The organism is Aeromonas sp. sif0611, assembly GCF_019218845.1.
GTDB lineage: Bacteria > Pseudomonadota > Gammaproteobacteria > Enterobacterales > Aeromonadaceae > Aeromonas > Aeromonas media.
In genome coordinates, this window is sequence record NZ_JAHUWU010000001.1 from 107,935 (window position 1) to 125,123 (window position 17,189).

Here is a 17,189-nt window from a genome sequence, read left to right on the forward strand (position 1 = left end):
GCCTCTTCAAGGAAGCTGCAAATGAGCACAACCTCCCCCCTCTCACCCCTTGTTGGGCTCACCGGGAGCGTTAACACGCCCCCCTCGCCCATTCTTGAGCTCACCGGGATCGTCAAGACCTTCCCCGGGGTGCGCGCTCTCGACGAAGCGGGTCTGCGAGTCTACCCGGGTCAGGTGATGGCCTTGCTCGGCGAGAATGGCGCTGGCAAGTCCACCCTGATGAAGGTACTGACCGGCATCTACCAGGCCGATGCTGGCACCGTCAGCTATCGTGGCCAACCGGTCCACTTCAAGGGACCGCGCGACTCCCAGGATCAGGGGATCAGCATCATCCACCAAGAGCTGAACCTGCTGCCGGAGCTCTCTATTGCCGCCAATATCTTCCTCGGCCGCGAGCCGCGCACCCGCTTTGGCAGCATTGACCACAAGCAACTGCGCGAGCGTGCCAGCACCCTCCTGGCACGCCTCGGCGTCAAGCACGGGCCGGACACCCGGCTCGGGGATCTCTCCATCGGCGAGCAGCAGATGGTGGAGATCGCCAAGGCGCTGTCGTTCGATGCCAGCGTCATCATCATGGACGAGCCCACCGACGCCCTGACCGACACAGAGACAGAGCAGCTGTTCGTGGTCATCCGCGAGCTGCGCGAGCAGGGTTGCGGCATCGTTTACATCTCCCACCGCCTGAAAGAGATCTTCCAGATCTGCGACCGGGTCACCGTGCTGCGCGATGGCAAGTGGATAGGCGAGCAAGCGGTGAGTGAGCTCGACGAAGACAGGATCATCGAGATGATGGTGGGTCGCCGGCTGGAGGAGCAATACCCGCGCCTCGCGCGCGAGCTCGGTCCCGTCAGCCTGCAAGTGAAGGATCTGGCCGGCCTCGGCGTGCGCGGGGTGAGTTTCTCCCTGCGCCAGGGGGAAATTCTGGGCTTCAGCGGCCTGATGGGGTCCGGGCGTACCGAGCTGATGAAGCTCATCTACGGCGCCAGCCCCATCAGCAGCGGCGCGGTCGAAGTTGATGGCAAGGTACTGGTGCCACGCACCCCCGCCGACGGCCTGGCCGCCGGCATCGCCTACATCTCCGAGGATCGCAAGGGGGATGGCCTGGTGCTGGAGCTCTCGGTACGCGAAAACATGAGCCTCTGCGCCCTCGACGAGTTCATCACTCACGGCAAGATAGACGGCAAGGCCGAACGCCAGGCGGTGGGCGACTATGTGCGCCTGTTCAACATCAAGACCCCGAGTCAGGATCAGTTGATAAAGCTCCTCTCCGGCGGCAACCAACAGAAGGTGGCCATCGCCAAGGGGTTGCTGACAAGGCCCAAGGTGCTGATCCTCGACGAGCCGACCCGCGGCGTCGACGTGGGGGCGAAGAAGGAAATTTATCAACTCATCAACCAGTTCAAGAAGGAGGGGATGAGCATCATCCTGGTCTCCTCCGAGATGCCGGAAGTGCTCAGCATGAGTGATCGCATCCTGGTGATGCACGAAGGGCGCATCAGCGCAGAGTTCAACACCCGCGAGGCCAATCAGGAGAAACTGATGGCGGCGGCAGTCGGCAAACAGTGGCAAGCAGAGCAAGAGGCAGCACAATGACAACCCAAACCCTTTCCCGCCGCGGCGTCATGAGCAAGGCCTGGTGGATCGAGAACAAATCCCTGGTGGCGCTGCTGGTGCTGATCGGCGTCGTCTCTTTCCTGAGCCCGAACTTCTTCACCGCCGACAACCTGCTCAACATACTGCGCCAGACCTCGGTCAACGCCATCATGGCGGTCGGCATGACGCTGGTCATCCTCACCGCCGGCATCGACCTGTCGGTCGGCTCTGTGCTGGCCCTGTGCGGCGCCCTGGCGGCCACCATGGTGGCCATGGAGCTGCCCATCTGGCTGGTAGTACCCCTCACCCTGGGGGCCGGTGCCCTGCTCGGCGGCGTCAGCGGCCTCATCATTGCCAAGGGCAAGGTGCAGGCCTTCATCGCCACCCTGGTCACCATGACCGCCCTGCGCGGCGTGACCATGGTTTACACCGAGGGGCGTCCCATCTCCACCGGTTTCAGTGACGGCGCCGATCACTTCGCCTGGCTGGGGACTGGTTACCTGTTCGGCCTGCCGGTGCCCATCTGGCTGATGGCCATCGTCTTCCTGCTGGCCTGGTACCTGCTCAACCACACCCGCCTCGGTCGCTACATCTATGCCCTCGGCGGCAACGAATCGGCCACCCGCCTCTCCGGCATCAACGTGGCCAGGGTCAAGCTCGCGGTCTATGGTTTGTGCGGCATGTTGTCTGCGCTGGCGGGGCTCATCGTCACCTCCCGCCTCTCCTCGGCCCAGCCAACTGCCGGCATGGGTTACGAGCTGGATGCCATCGCCGCCGTGGTGCTGGGTGGCACCAGCCTGATGGGCGGCAAGGGCCGCATCATGGGTACCCTGATCGGTGCCTTGATCATCGGCTTCCTCAACAACGCCCTCAACCTGCTCGACGTATCCTCCTATTACCAGATGATCGCCAAGGCCAGCGTCATTTTGCTCGCCGTGATGATCGATAACAAAAGCAAGTAAGCACACACAAGGAATGAAATGATGAAAAAGCTCAATACCCTGCTCGCTGCCGCCATCATGTCCGTGCTGGGTACCGCCCAGGCCGCCGATCAGACGCTGGCCATGGTGGTCTCCACCCTCAACAACCCCTTCTTCGTCACCATGAAGGAGGGTGCCGAAGCCAAGGCCAAGGAGCTTGGTTACGAGCTGGTGGTGCTGGACTCCCAGAATGACCCGGCCAAGGAGCTCTCCAACGTGGAAGATCTCACCGTGCGCAAGGTCAACGCCATCCTGATCAACCCGACCGACTCCGAAGCGGTGGGCAACGCCATCCGCTTGGCCAACAAAGCCAACATCCCGGTGCTGACCCTGGACCGCGGCGCGGCCCAGGGGGAGGTCAAGGCCCACATCGCCTCCGACAACGTGGCCGGTGGCAAGCTGGCCGGTGACTTCATCACCGAGAAGCTGGGTGCCGGCACCAAGGTGATCCAGCTCGAAGGGATCGCCGGCACCTCCGCCGCCCGTGACCGTGGCGAGGGCTTCGCCCTGGCCGTGGCCGCCAACAAGTTGCAGGTGCTGGCATCCCAGCCCGCCGACTTCGATCGTACCAAGGGTCTGAACGTCATGGAGAACCTGCTGGCGGCCCACCCGACCGTACAGGCGGTGTTCGCCCAGAACGACGAGATGGCGCTGGGTGCCATCCGCGCCGTGCAAGCCGCCGGCAAAGAGGTGATGATCGTCGGCTTCGATGGCACCGACGATGGCAAGGCCGCCGTGGCCAAGGGTAAACTGGCCGCCACCGTGGCCCAGCAGCCGGCGTTGATCGGTGCCATCGGCGTGGAAACCGCCGACAAGGTGCTCAAGGGCCAGCCGGTGGAGCAGTCCATCCCGGTACCGCTGCAAATCGTCAGCAAGTAAACATGACGGGGGAGGCTCGCCTCCCCCGCTCTCTTACCATGCCTCCCGGCCTGGGTGCTCCAACCCGAGCGTCCAAGCCAAGATGCATCAGGAGTAGTCAACATGAATCGTCTCGTCGTTCTGGGCAGTGTCAATGCAGACCATGTGCTGCGCGTTCCCCACTTTCCTCGCCCGGGTGAAACCCTGACCGGTCATAGCTATCAGGTGGTGCCCGGCGGCAAGGGGGCCAATCAGGCGGTGGCCGCCGCTCGCCTCGGTGCTGCCGTCTCCTTTATCGCCCGCATCGGCGACGACGCCATCGGCCGCCAGATGAAGGCGGGCTTCGCCAACGATGGCATCGACGTGAGCGCAGTGGAGCAGGACGAGCACCTCCCCACCGGCATCGCCATCATCTATGTGAGCGACGAGGGGGAGAACAGCATCGGCATCTCCGCCGAGGCCAACGGCGCCCTCACTCCTGCCGTGGTGAAATGCCACGAAGCCTTGATTGCGGACGCCCACACCCTGCTGCTGCAACTGGAAGTACCGCTGGAGAGCGTCTTCGAGGCTGCCCGTCTGGCCCGCACCCACGGCACCCGGGTGGTGCTCAATCCGGCGCCCGCCCGGCCGCTCTCGGCCGAGCTGTTGGCGCTGGTGGATCTCATCACTCCCAACCAGACCGAAGCCGAGCTGCTGACCGGGGTCAAGGTGAGTGACGAGGCGAGCGCGGCACAGGCGGCCGCCCGCTTCCACCAGATGGGCATTGGGGAGGTGATGATCACCCTGGGCTCTCAGGGCGTTTATTGCAGCAACGGCCGACAACAGGCGCTCATTCCAGGCTTTCGAGTCGAGGCGGTGGACACCACGGCCGCCGGAGATACCTTCAACGGCGCCCTGCTGGCGGCCGAGCTGGCCGGCGCTGACTTCCATGAGGCGGTGCGCTTCGCCCACGGGGCGGCGGCGCTTTCTGTCACCCGGTTCGGCGCCCAAAGCTCCATTCCGAGCAAGCAGGAGGTCGACACCTTCCTGCAGGCACAAGCGGCGCAGGGGCACTGATGGCCAATATCAAGGAGGTGGCGGCGCGAGCGGGCGTCTCCACCACCACCGTCTCTCACGTCATCAACGAGACCCGTTTCGTGGCCGAGGAGACCCGGGAGCGGGTCTTCAGTGCCATGCGCGATCTCAACTACGCCCCCAGCCTGGTGGCCCGCAGCCTCAAGGTGAAGGAGACCAACAGCATCGGCATGCTGGTCACCACCTCCAGCAACCCCTTCTTCGCCGAGGTGGTGCGCGGGGTGGAGCGCTACTGCTTCGAGCAGGGCTACAACCTGATGCTGGGCAACACCGAGGGGCAGGCCGAGACGGCCCTCTCCTACCTGAAAATGATGTTGCGCAAACGGGTCGACGGTCTGCTCATCATGTGCAGTGAAGGACAGCAGGAGGTGTTCAACCAGCTCGACTGGCTCAAGAGCCTGCCGGTGGTGGTGATGGACTGGGGCATGGAGAGCAAGGAGGTGGATCTCATCGCCGACAACTCCCATCGCGGCGGCTATCTCGCCACCCGCCATCTCCTTTCACTCGGTCATACCGACATCGGCTGCATCACCGGCCCCCACCGCCGCGCCCCAGCCAACCAGCGCCTGGCTGGCTTCGAGCAGGCCATGCAGGAGGCCGGACGGGCCATCAATCCGGCCTGGATCCAGGAGGGGGATTTCGACTGCGCCAGCGGCTTTGCCGCCATGACCCGCCTGCTTGCCCTGCCTGCACGCCCCACCGCCCTCTTCGTCTGCAATGACATGATGGCGATGGGGGTCATCAGTGCCGCCCATCGAGCCGGGCTCGTCATACCGCGGGATCTCTCCCTCGTCGGCTATGACAACGTGGCACTGGCCGAGTTTATGTCCCCCCCGCTGACCACGGTCAATCAACCGAAAGAGGAGCTGGGTCGCCTCGCCGTCACCCGCTTGCTGGCGCGGATCAACGGTGAACGGATAGATAATCGCATGATCACCGTGGACCCAGATCTGGTGATCAGAGACTCCTGCGCCCCCTTCCCGCCCCCCGCAGCCCTCCACCCGCAGTGATTTGCTCAAAGCGACAAGGGCGGCCTCGGGCCGCCCTTGTCGCTTTCCTTCATCGCCACCGAGTCAACAGGGCTCCCGCTGTCTCCTCATCTCCCCTTCTTGCTCTTCTGCCGGGCGACCCAGACGCAACAGCCCCAATTGCCGCGCCAGTGGCTGCAACAAGACATCGTGATCCGAAGGGTCGGGCAGCCAGTAGCGCACCGGCCAGCCCGCGCGCAACAGTGCGGGGGCGCGACTGCCCAGCTCACGCAATGCCAGTACGCAGCCGCGCTGGCTGACTTTTTCCAGCAGGGCGGCATCCTCCGTCAGGGTCGGCAGCGCCAGGATGAGCACTTTCTCTTCCAAGGGGGGCAGGTAGGCCAGGACATGAGCCAGCTGAGACTGCTGATGGAGCACCAGCAGCAACGGCTGCTGATGCTCGGCGTCCGTCAGCAATCGGGCCACCACTTGTCCCAGCACACCGCGCTCCTGCATCCAGTCCATGTCGCACCCCTGCTGTCCCACCCGCCAGCGCAGGCTGATGTTCAGCACCCGCTGCCCCCGCTCATCCTCCAGGGTCTGTGATATCGTCTCCAGCGGCGAGGGTGCCGTCCCCGCCAACCACTCCCGCAACTGATGCAGCTGACGCTGACTCATGCTCAGGGAGGCCTTCATCGCTGGCTGGAACCAGATCAGGGTCGCATTGTCCCGCTTGGCCTGATTCAGTGCCAGTATGGCCTGCTCCAACAGCTGATCCGCGTCCTCCCCTTCCATAGCCCTGGCTACCCCGAAACGACAGGCAAGATCGAAGCTGCTCTCCCGGGTCACGAACTCGAACTGCAACAGGCTCACCATGGCGTCCATCTGGGATTCGAGGCCGGGCTGCTCGCCGGCCAGGACCACCGCAAATTCGTCCCCCCCCAGCCGGTAAGCCCGACCGGGATAGGCTTGCCGCAGCCGGGCGGAGACCGCCTGCAGCAGGCGGTCGCCGACCTGGTAACCGAGCAGATCATTGACCTGCTTGAACCGTTTCAGATCCAGCACCACCAGGGCCTGGGCATGATTGCGCTGCAGGGATTGTCTGAGCTGCCCCTGCAAGGCGCGGCGATTGCCCAGCCGGGTCATGGGGTCAAGCAGGGAGAGGCGGCGATTCTGCAGATTGGTGCGGATCAGGGCAAACACCAGCACGCCTCCCATCACCAGCAGGATCAATTGCCAGATCTGGATCCAGAACAGGCTCTGGCGCAATTGATTGAGCGAGGCTTCCCGCTCCTGCCCGGAGAGAATATGATCCCCTATTTGCTCCACCTGGCGGGTCAGTGCTGCAATCCGGGCCTGCGAACGGACAAGGGCCTCGCCCTCTTGCAGCTTACCGGCCTGCATCTGGGGTTCGAGTGCCTTGACCTCCTCAAACAACCTGGCCAACACGCTTCCCAATCCATGACGAGTGCGCGCATCGGCGGTTTCGCTGCTGACCAGAAACACATCCAGCCGATTCCACAGCAGATCGTAATCCAGGCTCAGGGTCTCCATCTCGAGGGCTCCCGCCCGATAGAGGCGCAAATCGTAAAGGAAACGCTGGGATTCCAGCATGACCTGGCTGATGTTCCAGTGGGTGTTGCGATAGAACATATCGACCAGTTGCTCGTGCCGATTCTGCAGCAACAGCCCCCAGACGGAAGAAAAGAGAAACAGCAGAGAGATGGCCGCGAGCAGCAGATTGTGGCGCTGTCGACGAGTCACGGGATGACCTCGATGCGCACCAGTTGCCACACCATGTAGCTGTGGATGGATGAGACATCGAGTTCAGGATATTCCGAGAAGGGCATCAGCAGCCAGACTGGCCCCTTGTTGCGACGGGTCAACGGCTTGTCATCCTGATAGCGCACCAGAGTCAGCGGCACCTGGGCAAACCGGGCAAGATTGAACTGTTGTTGATAGTCATTGAGGCCGGTCACCCGGACTTGAGTGACATCCTTGAGCCCCTGAGCCATCAGCATCGCCTTCAGGGTCGGGCCACGATAACGGTGAACCCCGACGGTCCAGGGGGTCGACGTCTCGAACTCGGTCTGCGGCAAGGCGGCCAGTGTCGCCTCATCCAGAGGGATCTCCCGCTTGTCTGGCAGGATCAGCAGCAACAGAGGTGAGGAAGCGGCGGCCTGAGTGCTGAACGTTGTCAGCACCAGCAGAAGAAAAACGGTCCCACGCTTGAAAATGTCCATATACCTTGCGCCAGCTGCGTCCTCTATTTTACGGGTCAGTGTGGCGGCTTCATTGAGTCAATGCAACTATGTTGTGACTCAATAGGCTATGGTCCACGCATCTCCATCCAGTTATGACCGTCGATCTGTTTGGGCTGGTGTATGCCGCAGCTTTGCAACAATTCGTCCACGAAAGCCGGCACCAGCAGGGAGGCAGGGCCATAGCGCTTCTCGTCAAACTGGCTGCCAACCTCGCTCGGCTCCAGGTTGAGCTCGACCGTGTGAGCACCGTTGAGGCCCGCCTCATGCACAAACCCCGCTGCTGGATAGACGGCTCCCGAGGTGCCGATGGAGATGAAGAGATCGCATTGCGCCAGCGCCGAGTAGATGCGATCCAGTCCGAGCGGCATCTCGCCAAACCAGACCACATGAGGCCGCAACGGCTGGGGCAACTGGCAGCAGGAGCAGAGCTCCTCCTGATGAAGCTCCCCGCGCCACTCGATCACCTGCCCGGAAACCGGGCAACGGGCCTTGAGCAGCTCTCCGTGCATGTGAATGAGGTTCTTGCTGCCGGCGCTCTCGTGCAGGTTGTCGATGTTCTGGGTGACCAGGGTCACGCGACCCGGCAGCAGGCGCTCGAGGCGTGCGAGGGCATAATGGGCGGGATTGGGGTGGATCTCGACTCGTTGCAACTGATGGCGCCGTGCGTTGTAAAAGCGTTGCACCAGCTCAGGATCCCGTGCGTAGCCCTCCGGGGTGGCCACGTCTTCCACCCTGTGCTCCTCCCACAGGCCGTCGCAGGCCCGAAAGGTCTTGATACCAGATTCGGCCGAGATGCCGGCGCCGGTGAGGATCACGATATGTTTGGCTGACTGCACCATGGTTGATTTCCTCCAACGGGTGACAGGCTGACCTTAGCACAGCAGGTCGGCCCGGCACATTCGCCCTTGGTCTTATGCATGTCGGGGCATCAGGGTATCAAGGACGCTCAAGTCCAGCCGGACAAACACCATATCCCGGCCCGTCACCAGGGTGAGCGGGAGCCCCAACCCCTTCAGCAGTGCCAGCATGGGACGATTCTGTCCGAGCACCTCGGCGGTCCACTCGCGTATCCCCTCCCCGCGCGCCAGCAGGGCCAGCGCCACCAAGAGGCGGCGCCCGGCGCCCCGATGCTGAAAATGATCCGCAACAATGCAGGAGAACTCCGCCCTGTCGGGATGCAGGCGCCGTCGGATGGACTGGGCCATGGCCAGTGGCCGCCCCTGTTCGTCGGTGAGCAGCAGCCCTATCTGGGGCGCTCTGGGATAATCGAGAAAGAAGGCGAGCTGCTCGGCGGTGACTGGCTGTTTGGCGCGCATGAAACGCAGGTAGACACTCTGTTCGCTCAGCGCCTCATAGGCCGCCTTCAAGCGTTCGGGATCGGACCCTGCCAGCTCCTGCAACCGGCAGGGGATGCCGCCCACGTCCATCATCAAGGGCAAGGATGCCCGTGAGCCGGGATGCACCCAACCCGCCAGTGCCCGGTGCAGGCGCGCCTCATCGGGAGGCCAGCAAAGATAGCGCGGCACGGGCTACCAGCGCCCCGCCATGCCGCGATCCTGCCACTGGGCGGCATCCTGCAGGTTGAAGGGATCGTCGAGATAGAGGGCCATGCCCAGTTCGCGGGCCCGCTGGATGAAACGGGCCAGCAGGGAGTCCGCAGCCATGGCCTCCAGCTCCGGCAACAGATGCTGCCCCAGCAGCAGGCTCTGGAGCGGCAATCGCTCCAGTTGATCGAAAGGCAGATGCTGGGCACTGTCGAGCAGCAGGGCGAGCCTGGCCCCCGCCAGACTCGCCTGCAACACCAGGGCGAAGCGATCCGCCTGGCTCAGCAGGTGATCCCGCCGGTGGATGACCAGGGTCAGCTCGCTCGCCTGCCGGCCATGCTGCTCCAGCCATGCCTTGAGGGGCTCCCAGTGCGGGGGCAGGCTGCTCACGGCCAGCCAGACCGGCAGAGGGCAAGAGGCCGCATCCGCCAGCAAACCAAGCTGACCCCGCGCCTCTCCCTGCCAGCTGCGAATGGTACGCTTCAAGCCACCCAGTCTGCGTTGACGCTGCGGCCCCAGATAAAGCGTCTTGAGCAGACGCAGCAGATCGTCGCTCTGTAGCGGTTTGGCCAGCGCGGCCAGCACGTTGAAGCCGGCGTCGTGCAGCAGGCGTCTGGCCCCGTCAATCAGGGTCTGATCGTGGGCGGACAGCAATATGATGGGCAAACGACGGTACTGGGGGTGGTTCATCAAGAGACTGATGGCATCCTGCTCCGCCAGACTGAGATCGCAGACCAGCAGTCCCACGTCCCCCTCTTCCAGCACCTGCAGGCAACCCTCGCCGTCCTGCACCCAGTGGCAGGGCAGTCCCAGCGCCTGGATCTCCTGCTGGATGCAGGCTCCCTGGAAGGGATGATCCTCGAGCAGCAGGATCTGGAGCTGGGCGAGCCAATCCCTCCACCCCTGCTCCCGAGCCTCCACCCCCTCAAGCCAGGGATCAGACAGGCGATAGATCCCCACCCCTGGGGTCTGCAGCCGCGGCAGATAGTCGGTTCCCGCATGGGAGGCGGGATCGAACAGGGCGATGGCCCCGGCGGCGAACAACCCCTCCCACTGCCAGCTCGCGTCGGGTCGGGTACGGTGCAGGCTGGCATAGGCCGGCAAGCCCGCCTCCTTTGCCGCCCGGTGTGAGACAGCGTCCAGGGCATAGACGCTGACGGGGTGAAATACGGGTTCCTGGCTGACATCAGACTCCAGCAACGCCAATAACTCTTCATCTGTGATGATCATCTCATGCTCTCTCGCCCAGTTGCCGGCAGACTTCTTCCACGGCCTGCTTCAATTCTTCCACCAAGGGTTGCCCGGGGGCTCGCTGCCAGCGTTCGATCACCTGAACCAAGGCGGCGGCCCCCACCATTTTGGCGGCCCCTTTCATCTTGTGTAAAGCCGTATTGAGGGCGCCTTCATCCCCTGCCGTGACGCACCCCTCAATGTCGGCCAGATCCTGGCGAGCCGACACCAGGTAGAGATTGATGAGTGCCGGATTGAGCAAGGTCGTCATGGGCGTGGCATTGACGGCCGCCTCCTCCGCCAGAGGCACACTGCTGCGACCCGAGACGGTGCGCAGCAAGGTGGCCAGCTCCTTCAACAGGACGGGTTTGTCCAGATGGCCCTGGCAACCACAATCGGCCAGACGTTGCGCCGCCTGCTCGCTGAGATCGGCGGTGATCACATAAACGGGCAACTGCTGCCAGCGCGCCGAAGCCCGCAACTGCCGGCACAGCTCGGCACCGTCCATCACCGGCATCTGCAGGTCGGTCAGCACCAGATCCACCGATTCCGATTGCAGGATGTCCAGCGCCAGACGGCCATTGGCGGCGCTCAATACCCGGGCTCCCAGCTGACTCAGCTGCATGCTGATCAACACCCGGTTCACCTCGTGATCTTCCACCAAGAGGACACGCATACCGGCTCCCGGCAGACCCGCGACCTCCCCGCTCCCCTGAACCAACCTGGGTTGCAGCAGGCTCACCACAGAGCCCGGGATCCAGGGCTCTCCCTGCCAGGACCAGGCACTCAACCCCTGCTCATCCAGGGTGACGGCAAGAGCGGGCGCCGTCGCCTCCTCGGTCACGCCAAACTCGGCGAGCCAGGCCCGCATGTATGCCAGCGCCTCGGGGGGGAGCTGCAGAGAAATCTGTTTGAACCTTGGCTGCCAGGGCGCCTTCTCCTGCACCTGCCTGAGTGGCCAAGCGCAAATGAAGCGGCTGCCACCGGTGGCCACCGGCTCGAACCGGATGTTCCCTCCCATCTGCTCCATCAACTGACGACAGATGGCCAGCCCCAGACCGGTACCCTGGGCCCTGAGCTGTCCCAATTCCTCCCCCTGCTCGAAGGGCAGGAACAGCCGAGGCAACAACTCGGCACTGATGCCGGGCCCCTCGTCATCTACCCCGCACCAGATCCACTCCCCGTGCCGGCGGGCCCACAGCACCACCTCGCCCCGCTCGCTGAACTTGATGGCGTTGGAGAGCAGGTTGTGCAGCACCTGCTGCACCCGGTGAGGATCCAGCGCCATCAGGGCGGGCAGCGTCGGGTCCAGGTTGAGACGCAGTTGCAGGCGTTTGGAACGCGCCTTGGACCAGTGCACCGCCGCCACATGCTCGCACAGCTCCACCAGATCGGTCGGCTGCAGGGAGAGCCGCAGTTGGCGACTCTCGTTGCGGCTGAAGTCGAGCACGTCGTTGAGCAGCCCGAGCAATTCGTTGCCTGCCTGCCTGACGTGCGCCAGCACCGAGGCCTGCTCCGCAGAGAGCTCGGTCTGATCCAGCCATTCCAGCAGACCCAGGATGGCGTTCATGGGGGTGCGGATCTCGTGACTCACGGCGGCGAGGAAGCGTCCCTTGGCGAGCACGGCCTGCTGGGCCTGCTCGTGGGAGAGTTGCAGGGAGTGCTCCTGCTCGACCCGGTTGGTCACATCCTGCACCACCCCAAAGACACGCCACCCCTCCCCCTGCCGGCGCCCTCTGCCGGAGAACTGCAGCCAGCGCGTGCCCTTGCCCGGATGCTGGTAGCGCAGCAGGTGGGAGAAGGGGCGCCCGGCCTGCAACATGGCCAGCATGGGAGCCCGCATCTCCCGCCTGTCCTGGTGCGAGATGCGGGTGAGCGCCTCGTTGGGATTGAGGCGGATCTGCTGACTGGCCAGCCCCAGCAGCTCATGGCTGCCGCGACTGACAAACTCCACCCGGGTGATGGCCCCTCCGAGCAGGGTGAACTGCAGCACCACTCCGGGCACCGTATTGGTGAGGGCCCGCAGGCGGCGCTCCGCCTGGCGCAGCAAGCGGGTGCGCTCGCGCAAGGCGCTGATGTCGGACAGGGCGATGAGGTCCCCGGCGGGCGCCTGGGGTCCCAGGCGCAGCGGGATCTGGGCATAGGAGTAAACCTGATCCCGCAAGGCGATCTCCCCTTCAGCCCCTTGCAACTGGGGAGACGGCAGGACGAGATCGGTGGCGTAACGCGCCTCCATCCGTTTGGCCCGCTTGTTGCGCTTGATCACCTCCCCCTTGTCATTGCGCAAAAACACGGGAACGGGCAACGCCTGGAACAGGGACTCCCTGAACTTGCTCTCCAGCGCCAACGCCTGCTCGGCCTTATGACGCTCGCGCGCCTCCTGGGCCAGCTGCTGACGGGAGCGCCAGACTGACCAGATCACTGCCGCGCTGATCAAGAGCGCCAACAGGACAGAGCCAAGCCAGAATCCGTAACTGACCCCCTCTTGCTGGTTCAGGACGAGGCGCCGCCAACGTTGTACCAGCTCGCTCACCTGCCTGTCGTTAATCGTCATCAGGCTCTGCTCCAGCACCCCGGCGAGCCTTGGCTGATCCCGCCTGATGGCAAAGCCGAGGCCAAACACCTCCGGCAGCTCCGTGATGCTCAGCTCACTCAGCTGGTTGTTGCGCAGCGGATATTGCAGTTGATAGAGCTCGGCAAGCATGGCATCGGCCTCACCGCTCTGCACCGCAGCCAACCCTTGCTGCAGGTTGTCGGTCACCGCCCAGTCGTGTTGCCCGAACCGGGCCAGCAGGCTGGTGTCGTAGAGCATACGAGGCACGACCACCTTGCCCTTGACCTCGGCAAGGGCTTGATAAGCCCCCCGCTTGCGGCTGACCAGGGCATAGCGACTGGTTGCCACCGCACGGGTGAACTCGAACTCCTCGTGCAGGGTCGGAGACTCCAGCAGACCGGCCATCATGGCGGCCTCCCCGCTGCGCAACCTGGCCAGCGCCTCCTCCTTGCTTGTCACGGGGATGAGCTCGAAGTTCAGCCCCGTCTGGCGGCTCACTTCCCGCAGCACATCGCCGCTCCAGCCGACGAGCTCACCCTGCTGATTGACGCCGCTATAGGGCATGAAGCCGGGATCCGCCACCAGCTTGATGGTGCGCGCGCTACCGACCAGCCAGGCCTGCTCCTTGTCGGTGAAGTGCAAGGGATTGATGTCCTGCTCGCTCTGGGGCAGATAGCGCCCCAGATCCCGGTAGAGGTTACCCGGTGGCAGGAAGCGGATCGCCGTGTCTATCAGCTCGTGCAATTGCGGCCTGTCGCCCATCATCAGCCGGTAGCTGATCACCAGATCGTCGCTGCGCAACCGCCGCAAGCGCAGCCCCTCATCCGGGAACTCCCGCATCAGATAGCGCAGTTGCAGATAGTCGCCGAGGTAGGCGCTGCCTCTGCCCGCCACCAGAGCCCCATACCAGTTCTCCGCATCCGTCAGGCGCAACTGGGAAGAGTGGGGATAGAGCCGCTGCAGGGTCTCCTCTGCCTGCCAGATGGGCGAGACCAGGAAGGTCGCCTGCTCGAGCTCCCCCCGATAAAGGATGGCGGACTCCGCCTCCAGCATGGCACGGCTCAAGGCCGTACCGGGCAGGGTCTCCCTAGCAGGTCCCACATGGGGGATGAGATCACACTGCCCGTGCTGCAAGCCCTGCAGAGTTGCCGTCCAGTTTGGCAATTTTTCGAAGCGCAGCGGCACCGGCAGTTGCAGGGCCAGTCGTTTCATCTGATCGATGAGCAACCCCCCCTGTTCCTCCAGATAGGGTGGACGCTGCAGGACCGGGTAACAAAAAGTCAGCTCGGTGAGCGTATCGACATACGCCTGGGTCTCGGCTGACAGGGGGAGCATGGCGGCACGCAGCGGCAGGGCCAGCAGCGCACCGAGCAGAAATAGGGTCTTTATCATAGAAACGCAAAAGCCAGGCATTTGCCTGGCTTTCTTTTACTCGTTGGGTTCAACATTTTCTACCCTGGCCTTGAGCTTCTGGCCAGGCCGGAAGGTCACCACACGACGGGCGCTGATGGGAATATCCTCACCCGTCTTTGGGTTACGTCCAGGACGCTGGTTCTTCTCACGAAGATCAAAGTTACCGAAGCCTGAAATTTTGACTTGTTCACCGCGCTCGAGCGCCTGTCTGATTTCCTCAAAGAAGGCTTCCACCATGTCTTTGGCTTCACGCTTGCTCATCCCGAGCTGGGTGAACAGGTGCTCTGCAATGTCGGCTTTGGTAAGCGCCATAGATCAATCCCTCAAGGATGCATTCAACTCTTCACCAAGGGCCCGCACGACATTGTCTACGGTCTCGGCAATCTCTTTCTCCTCCAGGGTGCGCTGGGTGTCTTGCAACACTAGACTGATGGCCAGGCTCTTCTTGTCCTCTGCCATACCAGCACCCTGGTATACGTCGAACAAGTTTATTCCAACTAACTGATTTCCGCCAACTTTTTTAATTACTGCCAGTACGTCGCCTGCCAGAACTTGACGATCTACCACCACGGCGATATCACGACGGTTGGCCGGGAAGCGGGATACTTCGGCTGCAACCGGCACCTTGGCAGGGGTCAGCTTGTCCAGCTCCAGCTCGAACATCACGGCGCGGCTCTTGAGTCCCAGCTTCTTCTCGAGGCTAGGGTGGATCACGCCGATATGGCCGATGACGGCGCCATTGCGCAGGATAACGGCACTCTGACCCGGGTGCAGGGCGCTGTGCTCGGTACGCTCGAAGCTGAAGGTGGCCCCTTCGGCGGTGAGATCCAATACCGCTTCCAGATCCCCTTTCAAATCAAAGAAGTCGCTGCCACGGCTCTTGACGTCCCAGTGCTCGTCGCTCTGGTTGCCGGTGATGATGCCGGCCAGCATGGGCTCCTGACGGATGCCGTTCTCGGCGCTCGCGTCCTTGATGAAACGCAGGCCCTGCTCGAACAGACGCACACGACCCTGCTGGCGATTCTGGTTGTAGACCACAGCCTGCACCAGACCCGGGAATAGGGAGACGCGCATGGCGGACATCTCGACCGAGATGGGGTTCGGCAGCACGATGGCATCGCTCTGGGGGAACAGGGTCTGCTGAGCCTTGGGATCCACGAAGCTGTAGGTGATCGCTTCCTGGAAACCGCGATCGACCAGCAGGTCGCGCACCCGCTTCAAGGTCACCTGCCCTTCTGCCTGCTCAACCATGGCCAGAGAGGCCGCCGGTTTCAGGTTCGGGATGTTGTTATAGCCGTAGATGCGGGCCACTTCCTCGATGAGGTCTTCTTCAATGGCAATGTCGAAACGCCAGGAGGGCGCCAGCGCGGTCCAACCGTCGGCATCCACAGTGACCTGCATGCCGAGACGGGTCAGGATCTCGACCACCTGTGCATCCGCCACGCTGATGCCGATCACCTTGTCGAGCTTGGCGCGACGCAGCTTGATGGGGGCAGACTTGGGTAGATGGGCATCGGATTTGACCTCGATGACCGGACCGGCTTCACCACCGCAGATATCTAGCAGCAGACGGGTAGCACGGTCCATCACCTTGGTCTGCAGTTCCGGATCCACCCCGCGCTCGAAGCGGTGGGAGGAGTCGGTGTGCAGGCCGTAGGCACGGGCACGGCCGGTGATGGAGAGCGGCGCGAAGAAGGCGCACTCCAGCAGGATGTCGGTGGTGGTCTCGGACACACCGGTGCGATCGCCGCCGAAGATGCCGGCCATGCAGGCAGGGCCTTGGGCGTCTGCGATAACGAGCGTGGTCTCTTTGAGCTTCACCTCGTTGCCATCGAGCAGAGTCATCGGCTCATCGCTACGGGCGCGGCGCACCACCAGTTCCCCTTCCAGCTTGGCCAGATCGAAGGCGTGCATCGGCTGACCGTATTCCAGCAGCAGGTAGTTGGTGATGTCGACGATGGCGTCGATGGAACGAATACCGCCACGGCGCAGCTTCTCTTGCATCCAGAGCGGGCTCATGGCGTGCAGGTTCAGCCCCTTGATGACGCGGCCCAGATAACGGGGGCAATCGGCGGTTGCTTCAACCCGGATCGGGAAGGTCGCATCAATAGTTGCAACAGCCGGCGCCCAGGTCGGCTCGACCACGTCAACGCTGTTGAGCACGCCGATTTCACGAGCGAGCCCCGCGATACCGAGGCAATCGGCACGGTTCGGGGTCAGATCCACGTCGATGCTGACGTCGTTGAGTGCGAGGTATTCGCGGATATCGGTCCCGATAGGCGCATCAAGCGGCAGCTCGATGATGCCATCGGCTTCGACATCGATACCCAACTCGCTGAAGGAGCAGAGCATGCCGTGAGACGGCTGGCCACGCAGCTTGGCCTTCTTGATGGTGAAATCACCCGGCAGGGTCGCCCCTACTTTGGCCACGCAGACTTTCAGGCCGGCGCGGCAGTTCGGCGCGCCGCAGACGATGTCCAGCAGCTCGGCCTCACCCACGTTGACCTTGGTCACCCGCAGCTTGTCTGCGTCCGGATGCTGGGCGCACTCGACCACCTCACCCACCACCACATTGTTGAACTGGCCAGCCACCGCTTCCACGGCGTCCACTTCCAGACCGGCCATGGTGATCTGCTCGGCCAGCGCGTTGTCACTCAACTCGGTGCGGACCCACTCCATCACCCAGGATTTACTGAATTTCATGTTCTCTC

13 protein-coding genes are annotated in these 17,189 nt (G+C 63.3%); 5 read left to right on the plus strand and 8 right to left on the minus strand.

What is annotated here, in order from left to right:
- Positions 1-21: 21 nt before the first annotated feature.
- The 5 genes from rbsA (at position 22) to KW824_RS00490 (ending at position 5,515) form a co-directional block, all read left to right on the plus strand.
- Positions 22-1,593 carry a ribose ABC transporter ATP-binding protein RbsA gene (gene rbsA / locus KW824_RS00470; RefSeq protein WP_218408563.1) on the plus strand — a complete coding sequence of 524 codons (1,572 nt, stop codon included), beginning with the start codon at positions 22-24 and terminating at the stop codon, positions 1,591-1,593.
- A complete protein-coding gene (rbsC, locus tag KW824_RS00475) occupies positions 1,590-2,555 on the plus strand; it encodes a ribose ABC transporter permease (protein ID WP_041205806.1) in 966 nt (321 codons plus the stop codon). Before rbsA ends, rbsC begins: the two co-directional genes overlap by 4 nt.
- A gap of 21 nt (positions 2,556-2,576) precedes the next feature.
- Complete coding sequence (gene rbsB, locus KW824_RS00480) at positions 2,577-3,452, plus strand: ribose ABC transporter substrate-binding protein RbsB (RefSeq protein ID WP_041205808.1); 876 nt, start codon at positions 2,577-2,579, stop codon at positions 3,450-3,452.
- Positions 3,453-3,554: 102 nt separating this feature from the next.
- A complete protein-coding gene (gene rbsK / locus KW824_RS00485) occupies positions 3,555-4,487 on the plus strand; it encodes a ribokinase (RefSeq protein WP_218408564.1) in 933 nt (310 codons plus the stop codon).
- On the plus strand, positions 4,487-5,515 hold the full coding sequence (locus KW824_RS00490; protein WP_042648233.1) for a substrate-binding domain-containing protein: 1,029 nt from the start codon (positions 4,487-4,489) through the stop codon (positions 5,513-5,515). Before rbsK ends, KW824_RS00490 begins: the two co-directional genes overlap by 1 nt.
- Positions 5,516-5,578: 63 nt before the next feature.
- On the opposite strand, the gene KW824_RS00495 is transcribed toward KW824_RS00490, so the two are convergent.
- From KW824_RS00495 to pheT, 8 genes are all read right to left on the minus strand, one after another.
- Complete coding sequence (locus tag KW824_RS00495; RefSeq protein WP_218408565.1) at positions 5,579-7,237, minus strand: diguanylate cyclase; 1,659 nt, start codon at positions 7,235-7,237, stop codon at positions 5,579-5,581.
- Positions 7,234-7,716 carry a hypothetical protein gene (locus KW824_RS00500; protein WP_218408566.1) on the minus strand — a complete coding sequence of 161 codons (483 nt, stop codon included), beginning with the start codon at positions 7,714-7,716 and terminating at the stop codon, positions 7,234-7,236. The genes KW824_RS00495 and KW824_RS00500 overlap by 4 nt, the downstream gene beginning before the upstream one ends.
- Positions 7,717-7,802: 86 nt before the next feature.
- Positions 7,803-8,576, minus strand: coding sequence for a Sir2 family NAD+-dependent deacetylase (gene cobB, locus KW824_RS00505; RefSeq protein WP_171273835.1), 774 nt, complete (start codon positions 8,574-8,576; stop codon positions 7,803-7,805).
- 72 nt (positions 8,577-8,648) lie between these two features.
- Complete coding sequence (locus KW824_RS00510) at positions 8,649-9,263, minus strand: GNAT family N-acetyltransferase (RefSeq protein WP_218408567.1); 615 nt, start codon at positions 9,261-9,263, stop codon at positions 8,649-8,651.
- Positions 9,264-9,266: 3 nt separating this feature from the next.
- Entirely contained in the window at positions 9,267-10,511 is a 1,245-nt protein-coding gene (locus KW824_RS00515; protein WP_043131789.1) for a response regulator, read from the minus strand.
- Between the two features lies 1 nt (position 10,512).
- Complete coding sequence (locus KW824_RS00520; RefSeq protein ID WP_218409062.1) at positions 10,513-14,439, minus strand: response regulator; 3,927 nt, start codon at positions 14,437-14,439, stop codon at positions 10,513-10,515.
- Positions 14,440-14,493: 54 nt separating this feature from the next.
- Positions 14,494-14,790 (minus strand): integration host factor subunit alpha, encoded by a 297-nt coding sequence (ihfA, locus tag KW824_RS00525; RefSeq protein ID WP_005300715.1) that lies wholly within the window; start codon positions 14,788-14,790, stop codon positions 14,494-14,496.
- 3 nt (positions 14,791-14,793) lie between these two features.
- Positions 14,794-17,181 (minus strand): phenylalanine--tRNA ligase subunit beta, encoded by a 2,388-nt coding sequence (gene pheT, locus KW824_RS00530; protein ID WP_005329693.1) that lies wholly within the window; start codon positions 17,179-17,181, stop codon positions 14,794-14,796.
- Positions 17,182-17,189: the final 8 nt, after the last annotated feature.

Bases quoted from the DNA above. Each gene is read 5' to 3' on its own strand.
- rbsB (WP_041205808.1), top strand. From the start codon at position 2,577: ATGAAAAAGCTCAATACCCTGCTCGCTGCCGCCATCATGTCCGTGCTG.
- KW824_RS00515 (WP_043131789.1), bottom strand. From the start codon at position 10,511: ATGATCATCACAGATGAAGAGTTATTGGCGTTGCTGGAGTCTGATGTC.
- rbsC (WP_041205806.1), top strand. From the start codon at position 1,590: ATGACAACCCAAACCCTTTCCCGCCGCGGCGTCATGAGCAAGGCCTGG.
- rbsA (WP_218408563.1), top strand. From the start codon at position 22: ATGAGCACAACCTCCCCCCTCTCACCCCTTGTTGGGCTCACCGGGAGC.
- KW824_RS00500 (WP_218408566.1), bottom strand. From the start codon at position 7,716: ATGGACATTTTCAAGCGTGGGACCGTTTTTCTTCTGCTGGTGCTGACA.
- rbsK (WP_218408564.1), top strand. From the start codon at position 3,555: ATGAATCGTCTCGTCGTTCTGGGCAGTGTCAATGCAGACCATGTGCTG.
- cobB (WP_171273835.1), bottom strand. From the start codon at position 8,576: ATGGTGCAGTCAGCCAAACATATCGTGATCCTCACCGGCGCCGGCATC.
- pheT (WP_005329693.1), bottom strand. From the start codon at position 17,181: ATGAAATTCAGTAAATCCTGGGTGATGGAGTGGGTCCGCACCGAGTTG.
- ihfA (WP_005300715.1), bottom strand. From the start codon at position 14,790: ATGGCGCTTACCAAAGCCGACATTGCAGAGCACCTGTTCACCCAGCTC.
- KW824_RS00490 (WP_042648233.1), top strand. From the start codon at position 4,487: ATGGCCAATATCAAGGAGGTGGCGGCGCGAGCGGGCGTCTCCACCACC.